The organism is Pseudomonas sp. MS19 (genome assembly GCF_013277615.1).
GTDB lineage: Bacteria > Pseudomonadota > Gammaproteobacteria > Pseudomonadales > Pseudomonadaceae > Aquipseudomonas > Aquipseudomonas marincola.
This window is the reverse complement of sequence record NZ_VBTO01000008.1, coordinates 686,634-708,002: the sequence shown is the minus strand read 5'-3', so window position 1 is coordinate 708,002 and position 21,369 is coordinate 686,634. Positions and strand designations below refer to the sequence as shown.

Genomic DNA, 21,369 nt, shown 5'->3' with positions numbered 1-21,369 from the left:
CCACACCGGACTCAACTGCATAACGCAAAAGGGCGAACAATCGACAGATTGCTCGCCCTTTGGTCATTTGTGCGGCTCGAACCGCTCGCGCTTGCCTAACGCTTTGGCAAACCGATTACCCGCCCGACATAAACCGGCATCGACAAGCCAGCGTGAGCGGCAGACAACGCCTCTACCCGTGCGTTAACTTGCTCATCGAGAATTGCCGAACGCCCGCTTTCGACGTCGATATTCATCAGCATCTGCTCGCTCTCGGCCAAGGCGGCTTCCACGCCAACCAAGTGCAAAGAGTGATGCACGTGCAGACGCTTCTTATCGTGCGCGAGCAGTTGCGTGTGCACCTCGACCTCCGCGCCCAGACGCACCTCGTTGAGGTAGTTGAGGTGGCATTCGAGGGTATACAGGGTATGCCCGGTGCGCACGCGCCCTGCCTCATCCAGCCCCAGATGATCCATCAGCGAATCGGTGGCATAGCTGAAAATCAGCAGATAGAACGCATCGCGCAGATGCTGATTGTAATCAACCCATTCGGGCAGCACGGCCGTCTGGTAGGTGGTGAGTCGCGTCATGCAATTCTCCTGAATCAAGCACAACCCGACCGGCAAAAAACCGGCGGGCTGGGTAAGCGTCGATCACTCGGCAGCGTCGAAGCCGTGTTTGGCCTTGGTCTGTTTAATCGCTTCCTGCACGGCAATCAGGCAATCATCGCGGTAGCGTTCCAGCTCGGCAATGCTGCGCTGGCCCTGCTGTTCTGCGGTGCCTTCGACCACGCTGTCGATCAGGCTTTCGGTCAGCTCAGGCGCTTTCAGGTAGGTCCACGGCAATTGCAGTGCCGGGCCAAATTGCTGCATGAAGTGACGCATACCGGCATTGCCGCCCGCCAGTGTGTAGGTCAGGAAGGTGCCCATGAACGACCAGCGCAGCCCCGCGCCGAAACGGATTGCATCATCAATCTCGCCGGTAGTCGCCACGCCATCATTCACCAGATGCAGGGCCTCACGCCACAGCGCTTCAAGCAGACGGTCGGCAACAAACCCCGGCACTTCCTTACGCACATGCAAGGGCCGCATGCCCAACGCGGTGTACACGCTCATCGCTGCTTCAATAGCTTCTGGCGCGGTGTCTTTACCGCCCACAACCTCAACCAGCGGCAACAGGTAAACCGGATTGAACGGATGCCCCACCACGCAGCGCTGCGGGTTGGCTGAGCTTGCGTAAAACTCGCTGGGCAGCAAGCCGGATGTGCTCGAACCAATCAACACATCGGCGCGGGCTGCGGCGCTGATACGTGCATGCAGATCGAGTTTCAGGGCCAGCACTTCGGGCGCGCTTTCCTGAATGAAGTCTGCTTCACGCGCGCACGCTTCAACGCTGTCGGCAAAGCGCAGGCGATCCTGGCTGGCACCTTCTGCCAAACCCTGCGCTTGCAGTGCCGGCCAGGCATTGGCGATACGCTCGCGCAGTTGTTGTTCGGCGTTCGGCGCCGGGTCCCAGGCGACAACATCCAGGCCATGGGCCAGGGCGCGGGCGACCCAGCCACTGCCGATTACGCCGGTACAGATGGCGCCGAAGGTTTTAATCTCTGTCACAAAGGTAGTTTGATTGCTCATGCTGACTCCTGCTCGATAGTGGGTACGCTCAATCAAGCGGTACTTAGCCCAGACGCTTGAGCTTCATTTTTTCGCGGCCTTCAGCCGGTGTCAGCGCACGGCCACCCAGACGCTGGATGATCTCGATAACGCGCTCGACAAGTTGCCCGTTGGTGGCATGTACACCGCGATCCAGCCAGATATTGTCTTCCAGCCCCACGCGCACATGGCCGCCCAACAGCATGGCCTGAGCCGCCATTGGCATTTGCGTGCGCCCGATACCAAAGCCTGCCCATGTGGCACCGGCTGGCAGGTTATCGACCATGGCTTTCATGCTAACGGTGTCTGCCGGAGCGCCCCACGGAATACCCAGGCAGAGTTGGAACAGCGGATCTTCCAGCAGGCCTTCCTTGAGCATTTGCTTGGCAAACCACAGGTGACCGGTGTCGAAGATTTCCAGCTCGGCTTTTACGCCCAGCTCGGTGATGCGCTTGGCGCCTGCGCGCAGTTGCGCCGGGGTGGAGACATAGATGTAGTCGCCATCGCCAAAATTCAGGGTGCCGCAATCGAGGGTGCAGATTTCCGGGCGCAGTTCTTCAATGTGCTTGAGACGCTCCATCGGCCCGACCAGATCAGTACCGGTTCCGAATTCCAGCGGCGTTTCGCCGGGACCGATTTCGAGATCGCCGCCCATGCCGGCAGTGAGGTTGATGATCACGTCGGTGTCGCTTTCACGAATGCGCTCGACCACTTCGCGGTACAGCGCCACATCACGGCTCGGCTTGCCGGTTTGCGGGTCGCGCACGTGGCAGTGAGCAACGGTGGCGCCAGCCTTTGCGGCTTCGATGGCGGCGTCGGCAATTTGCTTCGGGGTCACCGGAATTGCCGGATGCTTGCCCACTGTATCGCCAGCACCGGTAACAGCGCAGGTCACGACAACTTCATAATTCATTGGTCTTCTCCTTTGTTCAAGGCAACAGAAACCCGTGCGCAGCAATGGCTGCGCATGGGTATTAATGCGGGGGTTACTTGAGCGCGGCGATCGCGCTGTCGGCAGGTTTGCCGTCGAAGGTGGTCACGCCTTGCAGCCAGCCAGAGACAATTTCCGGGTTGGCCTTGATCCACTCGCGGGCAACGTCTTCCGGCTTTTTGCGGTCCATGATCGGCTGCATCAACTGGCTTTCCTGCTCACTGGTGAAGCGCAGGTTGCTCAGCAGCAAGTTGGCATTCGGGCAGCGCTCGGCGTAGTCCGGTGCGGTTACTGTGCTGACAGTGGCTGCACCGTCATTCGGGCCGAATACATCCTCGGTGCCGGTCAGGTAGGTGATCGGAAACTGCAGGTTCATCGGGTGCGGTTTCCAGCCAAAGAACACCACGGGCTTGTCGCTGCGCGTCGCCCGGTTAACGGCGGCGAGCATACCGGCTTCGCTGGACTCGACCAGTTTGAAGTCACCCAGACCGAACTGATTGCTGTCGATCATTTTCTTGATCGCGATATTGGCGCCCGAACCGGCGTCGATGCCATAGATCTTGCCGTCCAGCTGATCTTTGAACTTGGCAATATCGGCCAGTGTTTTCAGGCCTTTGTCGGCGGTATACGTTGGCACGGCCAGCACGGCAACGGCATCGTTGAGCGAAGGCTCAGGCATGACCTTGACTGCATTCTTGTCGAGGAACGGCTTGATGTTGTCATCCATGATCGGCTTCCAGTAACCGAGGAACACATCAATCTGGTCCTTCTGGATACCGGCAAAAATGATTTGCTGCGAGGCTTGAGTCTGCTTGGTTTCATAGCCAAGGCCCTCAAGCAGGGTGGACGCGACTGCGGTGGTGGCAACAACATCCGTCCAGCCGACCAGGCCAACCCGAACGTTCTTGCAGCTTGCCTGCTCTGCGGCCAACAACGACGAACTACTCAGGGCGAGCACACAGCCTGCGGCGATTAGTTTGAGACGATTCATTGTTTTGCTCCCTCGCGGTACGGTTTATATCGCGGCATCAGCCCCTCAGACAGGGTTGATCTTGGCCACGATTTTGTTTTGTAAAAGCCAGACGGCTCTTCCGTGTCCGGGCTTGATATCGCCCGATGCAGCCACAATACCGAGAGCATCCGTTGATAAAGCGGCTTTTACCGACTACTTATCGAACGATAGCGACTCGCCTGAATAAACTCGCCATAATCGGCGCAATAATCGCGTCACACTCACCGGCCAAGGTCTCTCAACTGCATGCCGACAACCTTCTGGTTCCTCCTGCTGCCCGGTTTCTCGATGATGGGGCTGATGTCCGCCACCGAGCCGCTGCGTGTTGCCAACCGTTTTCACGCCGATCTTTATCGCTGGCGTCTGCTCAGCGTTGATGGCGGGCCGGTAGAAGCCAGCAACGGCATGTCGCTTAACGTCGAAGGCGGCCTTGAAGATCAGGGCCAGCCACACACAATCTTTGTGGTCAGCGGCTTTGAACCGCTGGCGGCGTTCAGTTCGCGACTGGCCAACTGGCTGCAACGGTTTGCGCAACAGGGCGCGATTATCGGCGGCATCGACACCGGCAGTTTTGTACTGGCCGAGGCCAGGCTCATCGACAAGCAGCGCATCACCTTGCACTGGGAAGCGATCAATGCATTTCAGGAGCGCTTTCCTGCTTTGCAGGTCACCCAGGAATTGTTCGAGATCGACGGGCAGCGCATCACCACAGCGGGCGGCACCTCGACCATCGACATGATGCTCACGCTGATCGCGCGTGATCAGGGCGAAGCCATGGCCGTGCAGGTGTCCGAGCAGTTTGTTCTGGGGCGGATTCGCTCGCGTCAGGACCATCAGAGAATGCAGATCACCAATCGCTATGGCGTGCACAACAAGAAACTCAGCCATGTGATTGCCGAGATGGAGCGCCGCTGCGAAAACCTGCTGACGCCGACCCAACTGGCCGAAGCTGTTGATGTCACCCCGCGCCAACTGGAGCGTTTGTTTCGCCAGCACCTGAATGACACACCGGCAAACTTCTACCTCAATCTGCGTCTGGATAAAGCCCGCCAACTGTTGCGCCAGAGCGACATGAATGTGCTGGAAATATCGCTGGCCTGCGGCTTTGAGTCCTCCAGCTACTTCTCACGGCGTTATCGCAAGCGCTTCGGCAGAAGCCCCAGCCACGACCGTCACGAGAATGGTCGCAACTCGGCTGTCTGAGCCGCAACACCCGCCTCGCCTGTTGCCCTCTCACAAAGCTGAACGCTCACCCGCGCCTGAGCGTTAATCGCGCCGGACAAGCGAATTGCATCCGCTAATTGACGCTTTCGGCAATCCCTCAGTCGTTTTTGCATCGGGTCACTTTACCCCTCGGGGATATGCTCACCTCAAAGCGTCGTCACCAGACCTGGCGCAAGAACCTGAGGGGACAGCCTGATGAGCCCAGCCGAACTACACGCCGACAGCATCGTTATTGACGGGCTTATCATCGGTAAATGGAACCGTGAACTGTTTGCCGACATGCGCAAAGGCGGCCTCACCGCAGCCAACTGCACCGTGTCGGTGTGGGAAGGGTTTCAGGCCACGGTGAACAATATTGTTTCCAGCCAGCAACTGATTCGCGACAACAGCGACCTTGTTATTCAGGTTCGCAGCACGGCCGACATCCATGCAGCCAAGGCTCAGGGCAAAACCGGCATCCTGTTTGGTTTTCAGAATGCCCACGCTTTTGAAGACCAGATCGGCTATGTCGATGTGTTCAAGCAGCTCGGCGTCGGCATCGTGCAGATGTGCTACAACACCCAGAATCTGGTAGGCACCGGCTGCTACGAGCGTGACGGCGGGCTCTCCGGATTTGGCCGCGAAATTGTTGCCGAGATGAACCGAGTCGGAATCATGTGTGACCTTTCACACGTCGGCTCGAAAACCAGCGAAGAAGTCATCCTCGAATCGAAAAAGCCGGTCTGCTATTCACACTGCCTGCCGTCTGGCCTTAAAGAGCACCCGCGCAACAAGTCTGACGAAGAACTCAAATTCATTGCCGATAAGGGCGGTTTTGTCGGCGTCACTATGTTTGCGCCCTTCCTCGCCAAAGGCATCGACTCGACCATCGACGATTACGCCGAAGCCATCGAATACGTGATGAATCTGGTGGGCGAAGACGCCATCGGCATCGGCACCGACTTCACTCAGGGCCACGGGCAGGACTTCTTTGAGTGGCTGACCCACGACAAAGGTTACGCCCGCCGCCTGACCAGCTTCGGCAAGATCGTTAACCCGCTGGGCATCCGCACCGTCGGTGAATTCCCCAACCTGACCGAAACCCTGCTAAAGCGCGGCATGCCCGAGCGTGTGGTGCGCAAAGTCATGGGTGAGAACTGGGTTCGGGTACTGGCCGATGTCTGGAACGAGAAATAACCAGCCCAGCCTGTAAACAGCTTCACGGCGCGCCGGAGCGAACCGGCTGCGCGAGCACCGACTACATGCTTGAGTCACCTTTTTCTGGAGTTTGAACATGGCCACACACGCACCCGAAATGCCCATTCAGGTCGACGACGAAACCGGCGTCTGGACCACCGACGCCCTACCGATGCTGTATGTGCCACGGCACTTTTTCGTCAACAACCACATGGGTATCGAAGAGGTTTTGGGCGCCGAAGCCTATGCAGAAATCCTCTACAAAGCCGGCTACAAATCCGCCTGGCACTGGTGTGAAAAAGAAGCAGCGCTGCATGGTTTGCAAGGCGTGGCAGTTTTCGAGCACTACATGAAGCGTTTGTCTCAGCGCGGCTGGGGACTGTTCAAGATTGAGCATATTGATCTGGCCAAAGGCACCGCCGAGGTACGCCTTGAGCACTCGGCTTTTGTCTACGTGTATGGCAAGTGCGGACGCAAGGTCGATTACATGTTTACCGGTTGGTTTGCCGGCGCCATGGACCAGATTCTTGAAGCCTCCGGCAGCTCGATTCGCACCGTGGCCGAGCAGGAATTCAGCGCCTCCGAAGAAGGCCATCAGCACGGCCTGTTCATCGTTAACCCTATTTGATTGAAGCGTTTACAGCGCCGTAAGCGAAGATCCGGCCCGGTGATCTCAAGCTCTTGAGCCCGCGCCAGATCAAGTGCAGCTGCTTTGTTTGCGTGTTAAGGAGTACCAGATGGCGTTCGAAGCAATGTTTCAGCCCATTCAGATTGGCAAGCTGACCATACGCAACCGCGTGCTCAGCACTGCACACGCTGAGGTTTATGCCACCGACGGCGGCATGACCACCGAGCGCTACGTCAAATACTACGAAGAGAAAGCCAAGGGCGGCATTGGTCTGGCGATTTGCGGCGGCTCGTCGGTGGTTGCCATCGACAGCCCCCAGCAGTGGTGGAGTTCAGTCAATCTGGCCACTGACCGGATTATTCCGCACTTTCAGAATCTTGCCGACGCGATGCACAAGCACGGCGCCAAGATCATGATCCAGATTACCCACATGGGCCGTCGCTCGCGCTGGGATGGCTATCACTGGCCGACCCTGATGTCGCCGTCCGGCATTCGCGAACCGGTGCACCGCGCCACCTGCAAAACCATCGAGCCGGAAGAAATCTGGCGGGTCATCGACAACTACGCTCAGGCAGCGCGGCGTGCCAAGGCAGGCGGGCTGGACGGCATTGAGCTGTCTGCCGTGCACCAGCACATGATCGACCAGTTCTGGTCGCCACGCGTCAACAAGCGTGAAGACGAATGGGGCGGCAGCTTTGAAAAGCGTATGCGCTTTGGCCTCGAAGTACTCAAGGCGGTGCGCGCCGAGGTAGGCCCGGACTTCTGTGTGGGCATGCGCATCTGCGGCGATGAATTCCACCCCGATGGCCTCAGCCATGAAGACATGAAACAGATCGCCAAATACTACGATGACACCGACATGCTCGATTTTATCGGCGTGGTGGGCTCAGGGTGCGACACGCACAACACCCTGGCCAACGTGATCCCGAACATGAGCTATCCGCCCGAGCCGTTTCTACATCTGGCGGCGGGCATCAAGGAAGTCGTCAAGGTTCCGGTTCTGCATGCCCAGAACATCAAGGACCCGAATCAGGCGACACGAATTCTTGAAGGCGGCTATGTCGACATGGTCGGCATGACCCGTGCGCACATCGCCGACCCGCACCTGATTGCCAAGATCAAAATGGGTCAGGTCGACCAGATTAAACAGTGCGTGGGCGCCAACTACTGCATCGACCGCCAATATCAGGGCCTCGACGTGCTGTGCATTCAGAACGCCGCCACCTCGCGTGAATACATGGGCGTGCCGCACATCATCGAGAAAACCACCGGCGTTAAGCGCAAAGTAGTCATCGTCGGCGGAGGCCCAGCCGGTATGGAAGCGGCCCGCGTGGCAGCAGAACGCGGCCACGAGGTAACGCTGTTCGAGAAGAAAGACCAGCTTGGCGGGCAGATCACCACGGCCTCGAAAGCCCCGCAACGCGACCAGATCGCCGGCATTACCCGCTGGTATCAACTGGAACTCGCGCGCCTGAATGTCGATGTGCGTCTGGGCACTGGCGCCGATTCGGCGACCCTGCTCGACCTGCGCCCCGACATCATCGTGCTGGCTAATGGTGGCCACCCGAACCTTGAGCAGAACCCGCACTGGGGCGCTGAAGAAGGCCTGGTTGTGAGCAGCTGGGATGTACTCGACGGCAAGGTCGCGCCCGGTAAAAACGTGCTGGTGTACGACACCATTTGCGAATTCACCGGCATGTCGGTTGCCGACTTTCTCGCAGACAAAGGTTCGCAGGTCGAAATCGTCACCGACGACATCAAGCCCGGCGTGGCCATCGGCGGCACCTCGTTCCCGACTTACTACCGCAGCATGTATCCCAAGGAAGTGGTCATGACCGGCGACCTGATGCTGGAGAAGGTCTACCGCGAAGGCGACAAACTCATCGCCCTGCTGGAGAACGAATACACCGGTGCCAAGGAAGAGCGCGTGGTCGATCAGGTCGTGGTCGAGAACGGCGTGCGCCCGGACGAGAGCCTGTATTACGCACTCAAGGAAGCCTCGCGCAACAAGGGCCAGATCGATGTCGAGGCGCTGTTCGCGATTCAGCCACAGCCGTGTTTGAGCGAGGCGGGCGAAGGCTATTTGCTGTTTCGCATCGGCGACTGCGTAGCCCAGCGCAATACCCACGCTGCCATCTACGACGCTCTTAGATTGTGTAAGGACTTCTGATCGGCCCCTGAGTGTGCTGTGCGGCGTTACTTCCCTTGCCCATAGTCGACTATTGGCTGCGGTAAGTGCCTTGCTCAGCGCACTCAGTGACTCGATCGGGTGGGCCTTGGATTTTTGAGAGCGAGGGCGAGATCAAGGGCGAGAGCGGGGAGCTTTGGTTAAAAGCAAGGGCGGGTGTGGTGAGAGTGTGGGCAAGAAGCTGCGCGATATTTTTATAAGTTGGCTAGTCACTGTGTGGCTCGTCTTTCGGTGATGCGGTCCCGCTAGGGAGACCCGATGATGTTGAATACTCTTCTGCCAATTCTGCTATTTGCCGCACTGGCGCTGGCGGTGGTTGGTGCGTTCAAGCGGTTCGCCATGTGGCGGCGCGGCAAGCCTGCTGAGGTGGACTGGTTTGGCGGGCTGCTGGCCATTCCGCGTCGTTACATGGTTGATCTTCACCATGTGGTCGCGCGCGACAAATACATCGCCAATACCCACGTCGCGACTGTCGGGGGTTTTGTGCTGGCTGCGGTGCTGGCGATTCTGGTGCATGGCTTTGGCTTGCACAGCGCGGTTCTTGGTTATGTGTTGTTAGCGGCAACTGCACTGATGTTTGTCGGTGCTTTGTTCGTGGCCAAGCGGCGGCTTGATCCGCCTGCTCGCTTGTCGAAAGGGCCGTGGATGCGCTTGCCGAAAAGCTTGCTGATGTTCTCGGCCAGTCTGTTTATCGCCACGTTGCCGGTCGCCGGTATTCTGCCTGCGGGTTTTGGCGGCTGGCTTTTGGCGGCAATCCTGCTGGTCGCCATTGCCTGGGGCGTGAGTGAGTTGTTCTTCGGCATGACTTGGGGCGGGCCGATGAAGCACGCTTTTGCGGGCGCCCTGCATCTGGCCTGGCACCGCCGCGCCGAGCGTTTTGGCGGCGGCCGATCGACAGGTTTGAAAGCGCTGGATCTGGACGACCCACTGGCGCCACTCGGGGTGGAAAAACCAACTGATTTTACCTGGAACCAATTGCTCGGTTTCGACGCCTGCGTGCAATGCGGCAAATGCGAAGCGGCATGCCCGGCCTTCGCGGCGGGTCAGCCGCTGAATCCGAAGAAGCTGATTCAAGACATGGTCGTGGGCCTGGTGGGTGGCAGCGATGCCAAGTTTGCCGGCTCGCCCTACCCCGGCAAGAACATCGGCGAGCACAGCGGCGGCCCGCACCTGCCTATCGTGGCGCTGGACGGCAAAGCCCTGGTCGATGCCGAAACGCTCTGGTCTTGCACCACTTGCCGCGCTTGCGTTGAAGAGTGCCCGATGATGATCGAGCACGTCGATGCCATCGTCGATATGCGCCGCCACCTGACACTGGAAAAAGGTGCAACGCCGAACAAGGGCGCCGAGGTTCTGGACAATCTGATCGCCACCGACAATCCCGGCGGTTTTGCACCGGGCGGCCGACTCAACTGGGCAGCCGATCTCGACTTGCCCGTGCTGGCCGATAAACGTCAGTGCGATGTGTTGTTCTGGGTCGGTGATGGCGCGTTCGACATGCGCAACCAGCGCACCTTGCGCGCACTGGTCAAAGTGCTCAAAGCCGCTGCGGTCGACTTCGCCGTGCTCGGTCTGGAGGAGCGTGATAGCGGTGATGTGGCGCGGCGGCTGGGGGATGAAGCGACCTTCCAGCAACTGGCCAAACGCAATATCGCCACCCTCGCTCAATACACCTTCAAGACCATCGTCACGGCTGACCCGCACAGTTTCCACGTGCTTAAGAACGAGTACGGCGCGCTGGGCGGCCACTACCGGGTTTTGCATCACAGCACTTACATCGAGCAACTGATCAATGCCGGCGATCTCAACCTTGGCCAGCATCAGAACGCCGCCGTGACCTATCACGATCCGTGTTATCTGGGCCGCTACAACGGCGAGTACGAAGCGCCGCGCAATGTTCTCAATGCCATCGGTATCGAGGTCCGGGAAATGCAGCGCTCGGGCTTTCGTTCACGCTGCTGCGGAGGGGGCGGTGGTGCGCCGATCACTGATATTCCGGGCAAGCAGCGGATTCCGGACATGCGCATGGTCGACATCAAGGAGACCTCTGCCGAGATTGTTGCCGTGGGTTGCCCGCAGTGCACGCTGATGCTCGAAGGCGTGGTCGAGCCGCGCCCTCAGGTTAAAGACATTGCTGAACTGGTCGCTGAAGTGCTGATCGAGGCAGCGCCCAAACCGTCCGTGAAACGCCAGCCTGCGGAGACTTCGGCATGAGTGAGATTATTCGCCGCGACCCACACGCAGAATGGATCGCGCGTAACCGCCTGCACCCGTTGCACGCCACGTTGCAAAAAAGCCCAGAACGCTGGATGAGCGCCGCGGGGATTGTTCGCAAGAATCCGCACGCCGTGGGTTTTATCGGCCCTGAAGGCATCAAGCGGATCGACCGTTCGGGCGCGCAGAGTGCCAGCGCAGGCAAACGCAGCGCAGCACCAGCCGCCGTGCAACTGCCGCTGCATCGGGTCGAGCAACCGGCATTTCATATCTGCGTGGTGCCGGACATGGTCGGCGGGCGCTTGAGTAGCCACGATAAAGACCTGCTCGGGCTCGCCCGTTCACTGGCAGGCACCGACGGCGCCGTGCTGGCAATTATTTTTTCCGAACATAAAGAGCAGGCCTTCGACACAGCCGGTGTTGATCGCCTGATGCACTTCACCGATGACTCGCTGGCCGGCTATTCGCCCGAACTGCGCGTGCTGGCCTTGAGCGCCGTCGAGGCACAACTCAAGCCACGCCACTGGTTACTGCCGGACAGCCGCAACGGCGGCGGTGAGCTGGGCCGCCGGCTGGCCGCAAAACTATCCGAGCGTCCGGCTACCCGCGTCTGGCAAGTTGCCGATGGCCAGTGCATTGGCCGCGCAGGCGCTGGTCGGGAAGACTCGCAGCGGGCGTTGCCACGGCTGATTCTGGCCGCTGCCGAATGCGCCAGCCCGGTCAGTGAAACACGCCATGAGTGCCTGGCAATGGCAACGCCGGAAAACCTTGCCCACGGCTTGCCGCGAATCGAGGATTGCGGCGCAGTAGCCGTAGACCCGGCGTTGATTCCGATGGCAGAGGCCGAGTTCATCTTGTCCGGTGGTAACGGCGTTACCGACTGGGCGCAGTTTCATCAGGCCGCCGAAATTTTGGGCGCAACCGAGGGCGCATCACGCGTGGCGGTGGATGATGGTTTCATGCCGCGCAATCGTCAGGTTGGCGCCACCGGCACGTGGGTCACCGCACGGGTTTATCTGGCAGTGGGCATCTCGGGCGCGGTGCAACACCTACAGGGCATCGGTGCCTGCGACAAAGTGGTGGCCGTGAACAAGGATGCCAATTGCGACATGGTCAAGCGCGCCGACCTGAGCGTGATCGGTGACTCGGCGGCCATACTCGGCGCACTGATTGCGCGCATCAACGCGCACCGCCACGGAGGTATTCGTGATGCTGCATAACACCGCTCAAGCCTCACCAGCGCTGAATGTTGTGGCGCTGGTATCCGTGGGCGCGCACCCAAGCTCGGGCCGCGCGCGCCGCGCCGAACAAGACGCACGCGCCGTCGAGCTGGGCTTGCGACTGGCCGGTGAGCAGCTTGAAGTGCTGCACGCAGGCGACCCGCAACAGCCAGCCTTACGCAGTTATCTGGGCATGGGTTTGCAGCAGTTGCACGTGATCGAGCAACCGGCGCAAGCCGATGTCATCAGCGCCCTGCATGACTATCTGCAAGACAGCGACGCGCAACTTATTTTAACCGGCAGCCAGGCTGAAACTGGCGAAGGTTCGGGCATGCTGCCGTTCCTGCTGGCTGAGCAACTGGGCTGGCCAATGGTGGTCGGGCTGGCCGAAGTCGAGCACATAGAAAATGGTATCGCCCAAGTGCTTCAAGCTTTGCCGCGCGGCCAACGCCGACGTTTAAAGGTACGCCTGCCGTTTATCGCCAGCCTCGACAACGCCGCACCCGCCGCCCGGCAAAGTGCCTTTGGCCCGGCGCGCCGTGGCGAATTACTCAGCCATGCGGCAGAGGCAAATCCCGATGCGTTGCTCAGCGAGTCGCCACTGCAACCCGCCAGACCCCGGCCTAAACGCCTGAAAATAATCACCGCCAAGACTGGCGCTGAACGCATGAAAGCGGCGACCGCAAAAGCCTCGGGCGGTGGCGGCCAAATTATTAAAGGCGACTCGCCAGAGGCGGGAGCCGAGGCTATCTTCAAATTGTTAGTCGATGAAGGTGTGCTGCGCTAAGCACCATTAAAAAGGAGATTCACCATGATGCACGCCGATTTGATCGATCAGGAAGACCTGCGCGAACGCCTCGTCGCCATTGGCCTGTCCATCCCGGTTGGAGCAAGCGCCGAGCAGGCGTGCGAACAGGCAGTGCGGGGCCTGAGTGCTGACCGCGCGCTGGCGCTGAGGCGCATGGTGGAAGAGATGCTGGGCGGCAATGCCACTTTGCTGCCGGCAGTGCGCGAAGCGATTTCGCGCACATTGTTACCGGCGCTGGTTCCCGCGCCGAAATAATCCGCCAACCCTCGCAGGTTAACGCGCCAGCCGGATCTATCCAGCGCTGGCGCGATTGATTGAGAGCCGCCGCTTACAGCCGCACACTGGCGAAGGTGGACTCGCTCTGAGCGCGGTTTAGCGCGGCCAACGCGGTTGAAACAGATTCGTGCTGCAACTCTTCGGTGACCGGCACCAACGAGACGATGTTCGTCAGGCTGTTTGTGGCACGCTCATCACGCGGCGGAATGCCGAAATACTCGCGGTAGCACTTGGAGAAATGCGGTGTAGACACAAAGCCGCAAACCGATGCGACTTCGATCACCGACATCGATGTTTGCTTGAGCAATTGCCGCGCGCGAATCAGCCGCAGCTTCAGGTAATAACGTGAAGGTGAGCAGTTCAGGTATTTCTGGAACAGACGCTCAAGCTGACGGCGTGACACATAGACGTAGCAGGCCATTTGATCGAGATCGATAGGCTCTTCGAGGTTGGCTTCCATCAGCGCCACAATTTCCTGCAGCTTCGGCTGATTGGTGCCAAGCATGTGCTTGAGCGGCACGCGCTGGTGATCCTGCTCGTTGCGGATGCGCTCGTAAATAAACATCTCGCTGATTGCCGCGGGCAACTCACGGCCATGCTCGCGACCAATCTGGTGCAGCATCATGTCCATCGGCGCGGTGCCACCCGATGAAGTATTGCGATTGCGGTCGATGGAAAACAGCCGCGTGCTCATCGCCACACGCGGGAAGGCTTCTTGCATCGAGGCCAGGCATTCCCAGTGCACGCTGCAATCGAAACCATCGAGCAAACCCGCTTTGGCCAACGCCCAACTGCCGGTGCACACGGCGCCCATGCGACGCCCCTGACGCGCCATCATTTGCAGCCATTGCAAGTGCTCACGGGTCACGCTGTGCTGAATATCCACGCCGCCACACACAATCACCGCGTCCAGCTTGGGCGCGTTGGCAAGGGAAGCATCGGGGGTGATCGTCAGCCCGTCACTGGCCGATACCGCGCCGCCAGCCTGGGTCAGCGTGAACCAGCGATACAATTCTTTACCGGAAAGCTGGTTGGCCATGCGCAATGGCTCAATCGCTGACGCGAGGGAGATCAGGGTGAAGTTGTCGAGCAGCAGAAAGCCGATAGTCTGAGGTACGCGATTTAGAGGCTGAGCCTCTTGAGTAGACTGCGACATTTGATGGAACCCTCACGCAAGCACGTCATTAAGCCGTTCAGCGGCTTTTCTTGGATTCGTCCGACGCAACTGGGTGCGAAGATCAAAGGTCGGCGGAAATAGTTTCAGTCTCTATTTTCAGCCTGACAGTTGCACCGCATGCAGCACATCGTGACCCGTTTTATTGTGATGGTCGGGCATTTGAATGACCGGACCGAACACCGATCAAAAGAGCAAAGGTCATGCCTAAATTGATTGGCCGTTCAAAAAAAAATAGTCCGCCCCGCAAGGCCCGACAAGCGGCGATTCTGTTCACGACATGACTGATCGGAAAACGACCGGGAAACCCTTGAACCACGGGGGTTGTGATGATTGGTAGCAGGATTAAAACAGCTGTTTGTCACCGGTTCTCAAATCCGTTCCGCCCCAGTAACAAACAACCGTTTATTAAAGTGATCGCGCGCCAGCAGGTGGCAACGGCAAACCGCTGCACCCTAATCAGGCACGCGCTTGCTGGCTCAGCATTCGATTGCGCTGACCGCCAGCCCGCCGCGTGAAGTTTCCTTGTATTTGTCATGCATATCGGCGCCGGTGTCGCGCATGGTGCGAATCACCCGGTCGAGGGAAATGAAGTGTTTGCCATCGCCGCGCAAGGCCATTTGCGCGGCATTAATGGCCTTCACCGCAGCAATCGCGTTGCGCTCGATGCACGGCACCTGCACCAGCCCGCCGACAGGGTCACAGGTAAGCCCGAGATTATGTTCCAGGCCAATTTCAGCCGCGTTCTCCAACTGCTCGGGAGTTGCTCCGAGGATTTCCGCAAGCCCGGCCGCCGCCATTGCGCAGGCCGAACCCACCTCGCCCTGGCAACCAACCTCTGCCCCTGAGATCGACGCGTTCTTTTTGCAGAGGATGCCAATCGCCGCTGCGCTGAGCAGGTAATTGATTACATCGTCTTCGCAGGCATCCGGATTGAAACGCATGTAGTAATGCAGCACCGCCGGGATAATTCCGGCTGCGCCGTTGGTGGGCGCCGTCACCATGCGTCCGCCCGCGGCGTTTTCCTCATTAACGGCCAAGGCGAACAAGTTGACCCACTCCATGGCCGAGAGCGTCGAGCCGATTACGTTGGGTTTGCCCAGTTCAAGCAGGCTGCGGTGAAGCTTGGCGGCGCGGCGCTGAACATTCAGGCCGCCCGGCAAAATCCCTTCATGACGCAGGCCTTGTTCGACGCAATCGCGCATGGCCTGCCACAACGTCAGCAGCGAACTGCGGATTTCAGTTTCACTGCGCCAGGCCTTTTCATTGGCCAGCATCAGCTCACTCACCCGCAGGTTGTGGCGCTGACACAAGTCGAGCAGCTCTGCCGCGCTGGAAAAATCATAGGGAAGCTCAGTTACGTCCTGATCAAGCACGCCGCTGGCCGCTTGCTCGGCATCGACCACAAAGCCGCCGCCGACCGAGTAATAGGTGTTGCTCAGGAGTTCATACTCATCGCTGGCAAAAGCTGTGAGCGTAAGCGCGTTGGGGTGATAAGGCAGATTTTCATCGAGCAGCAGCAAGTCGCGCTGCCAGTCAAAAGCAATCTCTGGCCCCGCGCCCAAGGCCAACTTCCGGCTTTGCTTGAGCGTCTCGATACGCGGCAACACCTGCAAAGGATCAATCGTATCGGGCCACTCGCCCATCAAGCCCATGACCACGGCATTATCGCTGCCATGACCAATGCCGGTTGCCGACAAGGAACCGTACAAACGCACTTCCACCCGCACCACTCGCTCAAGCATGCGGCGCTCGCGAAGAGCCCCCACAAACAGTGCAGCAGCACGCATGGGGCCGACGGTGTGGGAGCTGGAGGGGCCGATGCCGATCTTAAACAGGTCAAATACGCTGATAGCCATGACGGATTCCTCAATGGGCGCGTGTGTGCTGGCCATCATCAATATTTCAGTCATGGCCTGACGTCTGACACCGACTTGCTCGTGCTTAAAGCCGTCACGCCGATAAAACTTGCAGCACGCAGTTCTGACCCAAGGCCCGATAAGACAGCGAAATTGCCCTGTGTTGCACGGTGCAACACCATACAAAGTGCGCGATTGTGCGGGTTTTAAAGGCGCGGGGCTTTGCAAAAAAACAGTCCAAAATCGCCAGAAACCACTGGAAACCCACTCAAAAACAGCGAGCTACAGCGCAGCCGAAGCACTCGACAGGCACCCTTCCCTCGCCTGCAATTTCCACTGGCATTGCTCGAGGCCCGATTTCAGGGGCCTGCAGCGTTTGCCGAGGCCAATCAGTGCGGTTATTGAGCAAAAAATGCGCGGCAGCATGTCGCCCCATAACACGTCAGAGTCGTAAACCGACAATTGCGCCAACCGGAAGGCTATATCGTTGAGTCAGCCGATTTCGTCGCTGTTGCCAGCGGTTAAGCAACAGACTGGGACTCATCAATCCCGGACCGAAAAAAATACGCGCAGGTGTCACTTGAATGAGCCTGCCCAACAAGAAAATTCGGATGTACGCGCATCTCGGTTTGAGATGTGTTCGCCCAAGGGACTGGGTTTCACAACACTGCCAGAGGATTTGCCACGCATATTGCTGCACGGCATAAACGGTTGATTCGCTCACGACCTCGTACTCGCCCAGCGCTGTTGCAGCACGGGCGATGCGTGGGTGGTATTCGAGGCATCCGGCGCCAAGCGGCCCCATGCAGACCAGATTCCGCAACCACGTAAACCCAAACAGGCACGAACAGTCGGCATCACTCTGTAACCCTTCCGGGCTGAAGCAGTGTTCCGCGTAACTGATCTGATTGTCTTATGAAGGGGAACACTCCCATGCAGTCTGGAAAAATTGTGGTCAAGAACCTCTACAAGGTTTTTGGCCAAAACGAACAAGAAGCGATCGACCTGCTAAAAGAAGGCTGGAGTAAAGACAAGATACTGGCTGAAAAGGGCTCTGTAATTGGTGTAAGCGATGTTTCATTCAGTGTTGAAGAGGGCGAGATATTTGTTTTGATGGGGCTTTCCGGCTCGGGGAAGTCAACGCTCATCCGCCTGATTAATCGTCTGGTCGAGCCCAGCAGCGGCGATGTATTCATTGATGGTCAGAACGTCGCAAAACTACCCAAGGCGCAGTTGATCGAGTTACGCCGCCGCGACATGAGCATGGTCTTCCAATCTTTCGCGTTAATGCCTTCACGTACCGTTCTCGACAACGCCGCCTTCGGCCTGGAGGTCGCCGGGGTTGGCCGCAAAGAGCGCGAGGAACGCGCGATGACAGTGCTCAAACAAGTTGGCCTCGACACCTTCGCGCAGAAACATCCTCATGAGCTTTCTGGCGGTATGCAACAACGCGTTGGCCTGGCCCGCGCTCTGGCGGTCAACCCGTCAATGATCATCATGGACGAAGCGTTTTCAGCCCTCGACCCTCTCAAGCGCCGGGAAATGCAGGACGTTCTGCTTGAACTGCAAAAGACCCACCGGCGCACCATCATCTTTGTTTCCCACGATATTGAAGAGGCCATGCGCATCGGTAACCGCATCGGCATCATGGAAGGCGGCAAGCTGATTCAGGTCGGTACTCCGCAAGAGCTGGTCGACAACCCCGCCAACGATTACGTGCGTAACTTCTTCGACACCGTAGACACCAATCGCTACCTCACCGCCGGCCAACTCAAGGCCGACAGCGTGCCGCTGTTCGTACACAACGGTCAGGCACCGGATGCGCTCATGGTCTGCCAGCAGTTGCAGGACATGGACAAGCATTACGCCTTCGTTGTTGACGAGTTCAACAAGTTCAAAGGCTCGATCAGCCTGGAAAAAATCGCCCTGCTGGTCGAAGACGGCCAACCCCACAGCCTGGATGCCAAGGTGCTCAAACACATCGACTGCATCCCCGAAGACCTGCCGCTGAGCGAGGTAATTGAGCGCCTGGTGGATAACGAAGGGCCGATTCCGGTGATGGACGAAGGGGGCTTCTATTGCGGGGCAATCAGCAAAGGCCGCCTTCTGACCCGCATGCAGGGAGACTGACATGAGCGATAAAAAACTTGATCTCGGCAGCTGGGTAAACGACGTAGTCCAGCACCTTTTGGACAACTACAGCGGCGCCTTCGACAGCATCGGCCAGGTGGTCAGCGGCTTCTCGGAAGGCATTGAAGCAGTGCTGATGTTCCCGCCCGCATGGCTCTTGATTGCGATTTTCGTGGCGCTGGGCATCTGGCGTATTGGCGTGCGCTTTGCCGTGTTCACCGCCATCTCATTTGCCCTGATCGTGATGACCGGCTTCTGGGAGCAGACCGTGGTCACCCTCGGGCTGACCTTCTCGGCCACCTTGATCAGTTTGATCCTCGGCGTGCCGCTGGGCATCTGGGCGGCAAAAAGCGAGCGGGTGGCGATGATCATCCGGCCCATTCTCGACTTCATGCAAACCATGCCGGCGTTCGTCTACCTGATCCCCGCCGCCATGCTGTTCGGCCTTGGCCGCGTGCCCGGCATCATCGCCACGGTTATTTTCGCCATGCCGCCTGCCGTGCGCCTCACCAGCCTGGGCATTCGTCAGGTCAATAAAGAGATTGTCGAAGCCGGGCAATCGTTCGGCTGCAACAACCGCCAACTGCTGTTCAAAGTGCAGTTGCCGAATGCCATGCCGTCGATCATGGCCGGGGTGAACCAGACCATCATGATGGCCCTGTCGATGGTGATTATTGCCTCGATGGTCGGCGCCGGCGGTCTGGGTAATGACGTGCTCGCCAGTATTCAGCGCCTCGACATCGGCCTTGGTTTCGAGAGCGGCATGGCGGTGGTGTTGCTGGCGATCATTCTCGACCGCATTACAGAGAGTTTCGGCACCCCGCGCCAAGCGACCAATCGCAGCAGTCTGGTCAGTTGGCTGAGCGCAAAACTACAAAGCCAATAAGCCTATTTTGAACTGAGACCAGGGAACTGCAGATGAATACGATCAACAAACTCGCAGCTATCGGCCTGCTTGCATGCGCGCTGACGCCAAGTGTCTGGGCGGCCGAGCCGGCCAGTTGCAAACAGGTCAAATTCGCCGAAATCGGCTGGGCAGATATTTCTGCCACAACCGGCGTCGCCATGGCCCTCACCGAAGGCCTTGGCTATCAGCCGCGCAAGATCCTCGCCTCGGTGCCTATCGCCTTCACCGGCGTGAAGAAAAAGCAGATCGACGTATTCCTTGGCTACTGGGCGCCGTCGATGGACGCGGTGATCGAACCGTTCCTCAAGGACGACGGGGTAAAAGTACTACCCAAGGCCAATCTTGAAGGCGCCAAGTACACCCTCGCCGTGCCGACCTATGCCGCCGATGCTGGCCTGAAAAGCTTTAAGGACATCGCCAAATTCAAGGATCAACTCGACGGTAAGATCTACGGCATCGAGCCGGGCAATGACGGCAACCTGCTGATCGAGAAGATGATCAAGGGCGACCAGTTCGGTCTGGGTGATTTCCGCATGGTCGAGTCCAGCGAAGCCGGCATGCTGGTTCAGGTACAACGCGCAGTTAAGCAGAACAAGCCGGTGGTTTTTCTGGGCTGGGCTCCGCACCCGATGAACACCCAGTTTGACCTGACTTACCTGGCCGGCGGTGACGATGTGTTTGGCCCGGATTACGGCGCGGCCAAGGTCTACACCGTGGTCTCACCCGACTACGAAGCGCGCTGCCCCAATGTGGGCACCCTGCTCAACAACCTGCAGTTCTCGGTCGAGATCGAAAGCCAGTTGATGGAGAAAGTTCTCGATAAACAGAACCCGACCGAAGTGGCCAAGGAGTGGATCAAGGCCCACCCGGAAGCCCTCGACAAATGGCTGGCCGGGGTCAGCACATTCGACGGTCAGGATGGCGCTGCCGCGGTGAAGAAATTCATCGGCATGTAAGCACACGCGTTCAATGACTACCGAGGGTGACGCCTGCGCATCACCCTCAACCCGGGCATCGTCGATGCCAATCGCACTAAGCAGCCCATTTAGCACCAACGGGGCACGCAATCAGAACGAGCCGAACAACCTATAACAACTGCCACTCTCACAGATGGAGCAAGATCCTATGGGTAAACTCAAATCGTTTTATCTTCAAGGCCTGAGCGCTGCGGTACTGGCCCTTGGCATGACCACGGCAATGGCGGCAGACAAGCCCGAGCTAAAAATCGGCTTCGTTAACGGCTGGGACGACAGCGTCGCGGTCAGTAACGTGGCGGCTCAGGTGCTTGAGAGCAAGCTTGGTTACAGCGTCAAACTGCAAGCGGTTGAGCCCGCCATCATGTGGCAGGGCGTTGCCCGTGGCGACCTCGACGTGACCCTCTCCGCCTGGCTTCCGACCACTCACGGCGAGTACTTCAAGAAGTTTGAGAACAAAGTTGAGGTGCTCGGCACCAACTACGCAGGCGCCAAGATCGGCCTGATCGTGCCGGACTACTTTGCGGCGAAAAGCATTGAAGACCTGAACAAGTACAGCAAGGACATCGACGGCAAAATTACCGGCATTGATGCCGGAGCCGGGGTTATGCGCCGCACTGAAGACGCCATCAAGCAGTACAACCTCGACGTCAAACTGATGCCAAGCTCAGGGCCGGGCATGGCAACCGCACTGGCGCGCGCAGAGAAAGACCAGAGCGCGATTGTGGTCACCGGCTGGATTCCACACTGGATGTTCGCCAAGTGGAAGCTGCGCTTTCTCGAAGACCCGAAAAAGGTCTTTGGTGATGACGAGCACGTAGACACCGTCGCCAACCCGGCGCTGGCAACCAAAGCCCCGGATGCGGCCGCCTTCCTCAAGAAGATTTCCTGGAGCGGTGAAGAAGTCGGCTCGGTGATGCTGGCAATTCGCGAAGGCGCTGAGCCTGCCGAAGCTGCCAAAGAGTGGATCAAGGCCAACCCGGAGCGTGTGGCCGAGTGGCTGAAGTAAGTATGACTGGA

18 protein-coding genes are annotated in these 21,369 nt (G+C 58.7%); 12 read left to right on the top strand and 6 right to left on the bottom strand.

Annotated elements, in window-relative coordinates:
* Positions 1–95: 95 nt before the first annotated feature.
* The 4 genes from FEZ62_RS10375 to choX form a co-directional block, all read right to left on the bottom strand.
* The gene (locus FEZ62_RS10375; protein ID WP_172927575.1) at positions 96–569 is read right to left on the bottom strand and encodes a thioesterase family protein; all 474 of its coding nucleotides are present in this window, start codon (positions 567–569) and stop codon (positions 96–98) included.
* Between the two features lie 63 nt (positions 570–632).
* Entirely contained in the window at positions 633–1,610 is a 978-nt protein-coding gene (locus tag FEZ62_RS10370; RefSeq protein ID WP_172927574.1) for an L-carnitine dehydrogenase, read from the bottom strand.
* Between the two features lie 43 nt (positions 1,611–1,653).
* A complete protein-coding gene (locus FEZ62_RS10365) occupies positions 1,654–2,541 on the bottom strand; it encodes a 3-keto-5-aminohexanoate cleavage protein (RefSeq protein WP_172927573.1) in 888 nt (295 codons plus the stop codon).
* A 73-nt stretch (positions 2,542–2,614) separates the two neighbouring features.
* Entirely contained in the window at positions 2,615–3,550 is a 936-nt protein-coding gene (gene choX, locus FEZ62_RS10360; protein ID WP_172927572.1) for a choline ABC transporter substrate-binding protein, read from the bottom strand.
* A 267-nt stretch (positions 3,551–3,817) separates the two neighbouring features.
* On the opposite strand from choX, the gene FEZ62_RS10355 reads away from it, so the two are divergent.
* The 8 genes from FEZ62_RS10355 to FEZ62_RS10320 all read left to right on the top strand — a co-directional run bounded on the left by FEZ62_RS10355 (position 3,818) and on the right by FEZ62_RS10320 (position 13,284).
* Positions 3,818–4,774, top strand: coding sequence for a GlxA family transcriptional regulator (locus FEZ62_RS10355; RefSeq protein ID WP_172927571.1), 957 nt, complete (start codon positions 3,818–3,820; stop codon positions 4,772–4,774).
* A gap of 216 nt (positions 4,775–4,990) precedes the next feature.
* Complete coding sequence (locus FEZ62_RS10350) at positions 4,991–5,971, top strand: dipeptidase (RefSeq protein ID WP_090509334.1); 981 nt, start codon at positions 4,991–4,993, stop codon at positions 5,969–5,971.
* Positions 5,972–6,068: 97 nt separating this feature from the next.
* Positions 6,069–6,599, top strand: a complete 531-nt coding sequence (locus FEZ62_RS10345; protein WP_069898197.1) for a 4-vinyl reductase — start codon at positions 6,069–6,071, stop codon at positions 6,597–6,599.
* A gap of 109 nt (positions 6,600–6,708) precedes the next feature.
* A complete protein-coding gene (gene dgcA, locus FEZ62_RS10340; RefSeq protein ID WP_090509331.1) occupies positions 6,709–8,769 on the top strand; it encodes a dimethylglycine demethylation protein DgcA in 2,061 nt (686 codons plus the stop codon).
* Between the two features lie 279 nt (positions 8,770–9,048).
* On the top strand, positions 9,049–11,001 hold the full coding sequence (dgcB, locus tag FEZ62_RS10335) for a dimethylglycine demethylation protein DgcB (RefSeq protein ID WP_172927570.1): 1,953 nt from the start codon (positions 9,049–9,051) through the stop codon (positions 10,999–11,001).
* The gene (locus tag FEZ62_RS10330; protein ID WP_172927569.1) at positions 10,998–12,221 is read left to right on the top strand and encodes an electron transfer flavoprotein subunit alpha/FixB family protein; all 1,224 of its coding nucleotides are present in this window, start codon (positions 10,998–11,000) and stop codon (positions 12,219–12,221) included. Before dgcB ends, FEZ62_RS10330 begins: the two co-directional genes overlap by 4 nt.
* Complete coding sequence (locus tag FEZ62_RS10325) at positions 12,211–13,008, top strand: electron transfer flavoprotein subunit beta (RefSeq protein ID WP_172927596.1); 798 nt, start codon at positions 12,211–12,213, stop codon at positions 13,006–13,008. The genes FEZ62_RS10330 and FEZ62_RS10325 overlap by 11 nt, the downstream gene beginning before the upstream one ends.
* Before the next feature lie 24 nt (positions 13,009–13,032).
* Positions 13,033–13,284, top strand: coding sequence for a hypothetical protein (locus FEZ62_RS10320; RefSeq protein WP_069898201.1), 252 nt, complete (start codon positions 13,033–13,035; stop codon positions 13,282–13,284).
* Between the two features lie 73 nt (positions 13,285–13,357).
* Here FEZ62_RS10320 and FEZ62_RS10315 read toward each other — a convergent pair whose 3' ends face one another.
* Together FEZ62_RS10315 and FEZ62_RS10310 are read right to left on the bottom strand one after the other, a co-directional pair.
* Complete coding sequence (locus FEZ62_RS10315; protein WP_172927568.1) at positions 13,358–14,461, bottom strand: GlxA family transcriptional regulator; 1,104 nt, start codon at positions 14,459–14,461, stop codon at positions 13,358–13,360.
* A gap of 497 nt (positions 14,462–14,958) precedes the next feature.
* Entirely contained in the window at positions 14,959–16,338 is a 1,380-nt protein-coding gene (locus FEZ62_RS10310) for an L-serine ammonia-lyase (protein WP_172927567.1), read from the bottom strand.
* 933 nt (positions 16,339–17,271) lie between these two features.
* Here FEZ62_RS10310 and FEZ62_RS10305 point away from each other — a divergent pair.
* The 4 genes from FEZ62_RS10305 to FEZ62_RS10290 all read left to right on the top strand — a co-directional run bounded on the left by FEZ62_RS10305 (position 17,272) and on the right by FEZ62_RS10290 (position 21,358).
* Positions 17,272–18,468: a glycine betaine/L-proline ABC transporter ATP-binding protein gene (locus FEZ62_RS10305; protein WP_172927566.1), complete on the top strand. Its 1,197-nt coding sequence runs from the start codon at positions 17,272–17,274 to the stop codon at positions 18,466–18,468.
* Position 18,469: 1 nt separating this feature from the next.
* Positions 18,470–19,354: a choline ABC transporter permease subunit gene (gene choW / locus FEZ62_RS10300; protein ID WP_069898204.1), complete on the top strand. Its 885-nt coding sequence runs from the start codon at positions 18,470–18,472 to the stop codon at positions 19,352–19,354.
* A gap of 32 nt (positions 19,355–19,386) precedes the next feature.
* Positions 19,387–20,331 carry a choline ABC transporter substrate-binding protein gene (locus FEZ62_RS10295; RefSeq protein ID WP_172927565.1) on the top strand — a complete coding sequence of 315 codons (945 nt, stop codon included), beginning with the start codon at positions 19,387–19,389 and terminating at the stop codon, positions 20,329–20,331.
* A gap of 169 nt (positions 20,332–20,500) precedes the next feature.
* Positions 20,501–21,358 (top strand): glycine betaine ABC transporter substrate-binding protein, encoded by an 858-nt coding sequence (locus tag FEZ62_RS10290; protein WP_172927564.1) that lies wholly within the window; start codon positions 20,501–20,503, stop codon positions 21,356–21,358.
* Positions 21,359–21,369 lie beyond the last annotated feature (11 nt).

Coding starts and splice junctions, on each gene's coding strand:
- FEZ62_RS10375 (WP_172927575.1), bottom strand. CDS start 569: ATGACGCGACTCACCACCTACCAGACGGCCGTGCTGCCCGAATGGGTT.
- FEZ62_RS10370 (WP_172927574.1), bottom strand. CDS start 1,610: ATGAGCAATCAAACTACCTTTGTGACAGAGATTAAAACCTTCGGCGCC.
- FEZ62_RS10365 (WP_172927573.1), bottom strand. CDS start 2,541: ATGAATTATGAAGTTGTCGTGACCTGCGCTGTTACCGGTGCTGGCGAT.
- choX (WP_172927572.1), bottom strand. CDS start 3,550: ATGAATCGTCTCAAACTAATCGCCGCAGGCTGTGTGCTCGCCCTGAGT.
- FEZ62_RS10355 (WP_172927571.1), top strand. CDS start 3,818: ATGCCGACAACCTTCTGGTTCCTCCTGCTGCCCGGTTTCTCGATGATG.
- FEZ62_RS10350 (WP_090509334.1), top strand. CDS start 4,991: ATGAGCCCAGCCGAACTACACGCCGACAGCATCGTTATTGACGGGCTT.
- FEZ62_RS10345 (WP_069898197.1), top strand. CDS start 6,069: ATGGCCACACACGCACCCGAAATGCCCATTCAGGTCGACGACGAAACC.
- dgcA (WP_090509331.1), top strand. CDS start 6,709: ATGGCGTTCGAAGCAATGTTTCAGCCCATTCAGATTGGCAAGCTGACC.
- dgcB (WP_172927570.1), top strand. CDS start 9,049: ATGTTGAATACTCTTCTGCCAATTCTGCTATTTGCCGCACTGGCGCTG.
- FEZ62_RS10330 (WP_172927569.1), top strand. CDS start 10,998: ATGAGTGAGATTATTCGCCGCGACCCACACGCAGAATGGATCGCGCGT.
- FEZ62_RS10325 (WP_172927596.1), top strand. CDS start 12,211: ATGCTGCATAACACCGCTCAAGCCTCACCAGCGCTGAATGTTGTGGCG.
- FEZ62_RS10320 (WP_069898201.1), top strand. CDS start 13,033: ATGATGCACGCCGATTTGATCGATCAGGAAGACCTGCGCGAACGCCTC.
- FEZ62_RS10315 (WP_172927568.1), bottom strand. CDS start 14,461: ATGTCGCAGTCTACTCAAGAGGCTCAGCCTCTAAATCGCGTACCTCAG.
- FEZ62_RS10310 (WP_172927567.1), bottom strand. CDS start 16,338: ATGGCTATCAGCGTATTTGACCTGTTTAAGATCGGCATCGGCCCCTCC.
- FEZ62_RS10305 (WP_172927566.1), top strand. CDS start 17,272: ATGCAGTCTGGAAAAATTGTGGTCAAGAACCTCTACAAGGTTTTTGGC.
- choW (WP_069898204.1), top strand. CDS start 18,470: ATGAGCGATAAAAAACTTGATCTCGGCAGCTGGGTAAACGACGTAGTC.
- FEZ62_RS10295 (WP_172927565.1), top strand. CDS start 19,387: ATGAATACGATCAACAAACTCGCAGCTATCGGCCTGCTTGCATGCGCG.
- FEZ62_RS10290 (WP_172927564.1), top strand. CDS start 20,501: ATGGGTAAACTCAAATCGTTTTATCTTCAAGGCCTGAGCGCTGCGGTA.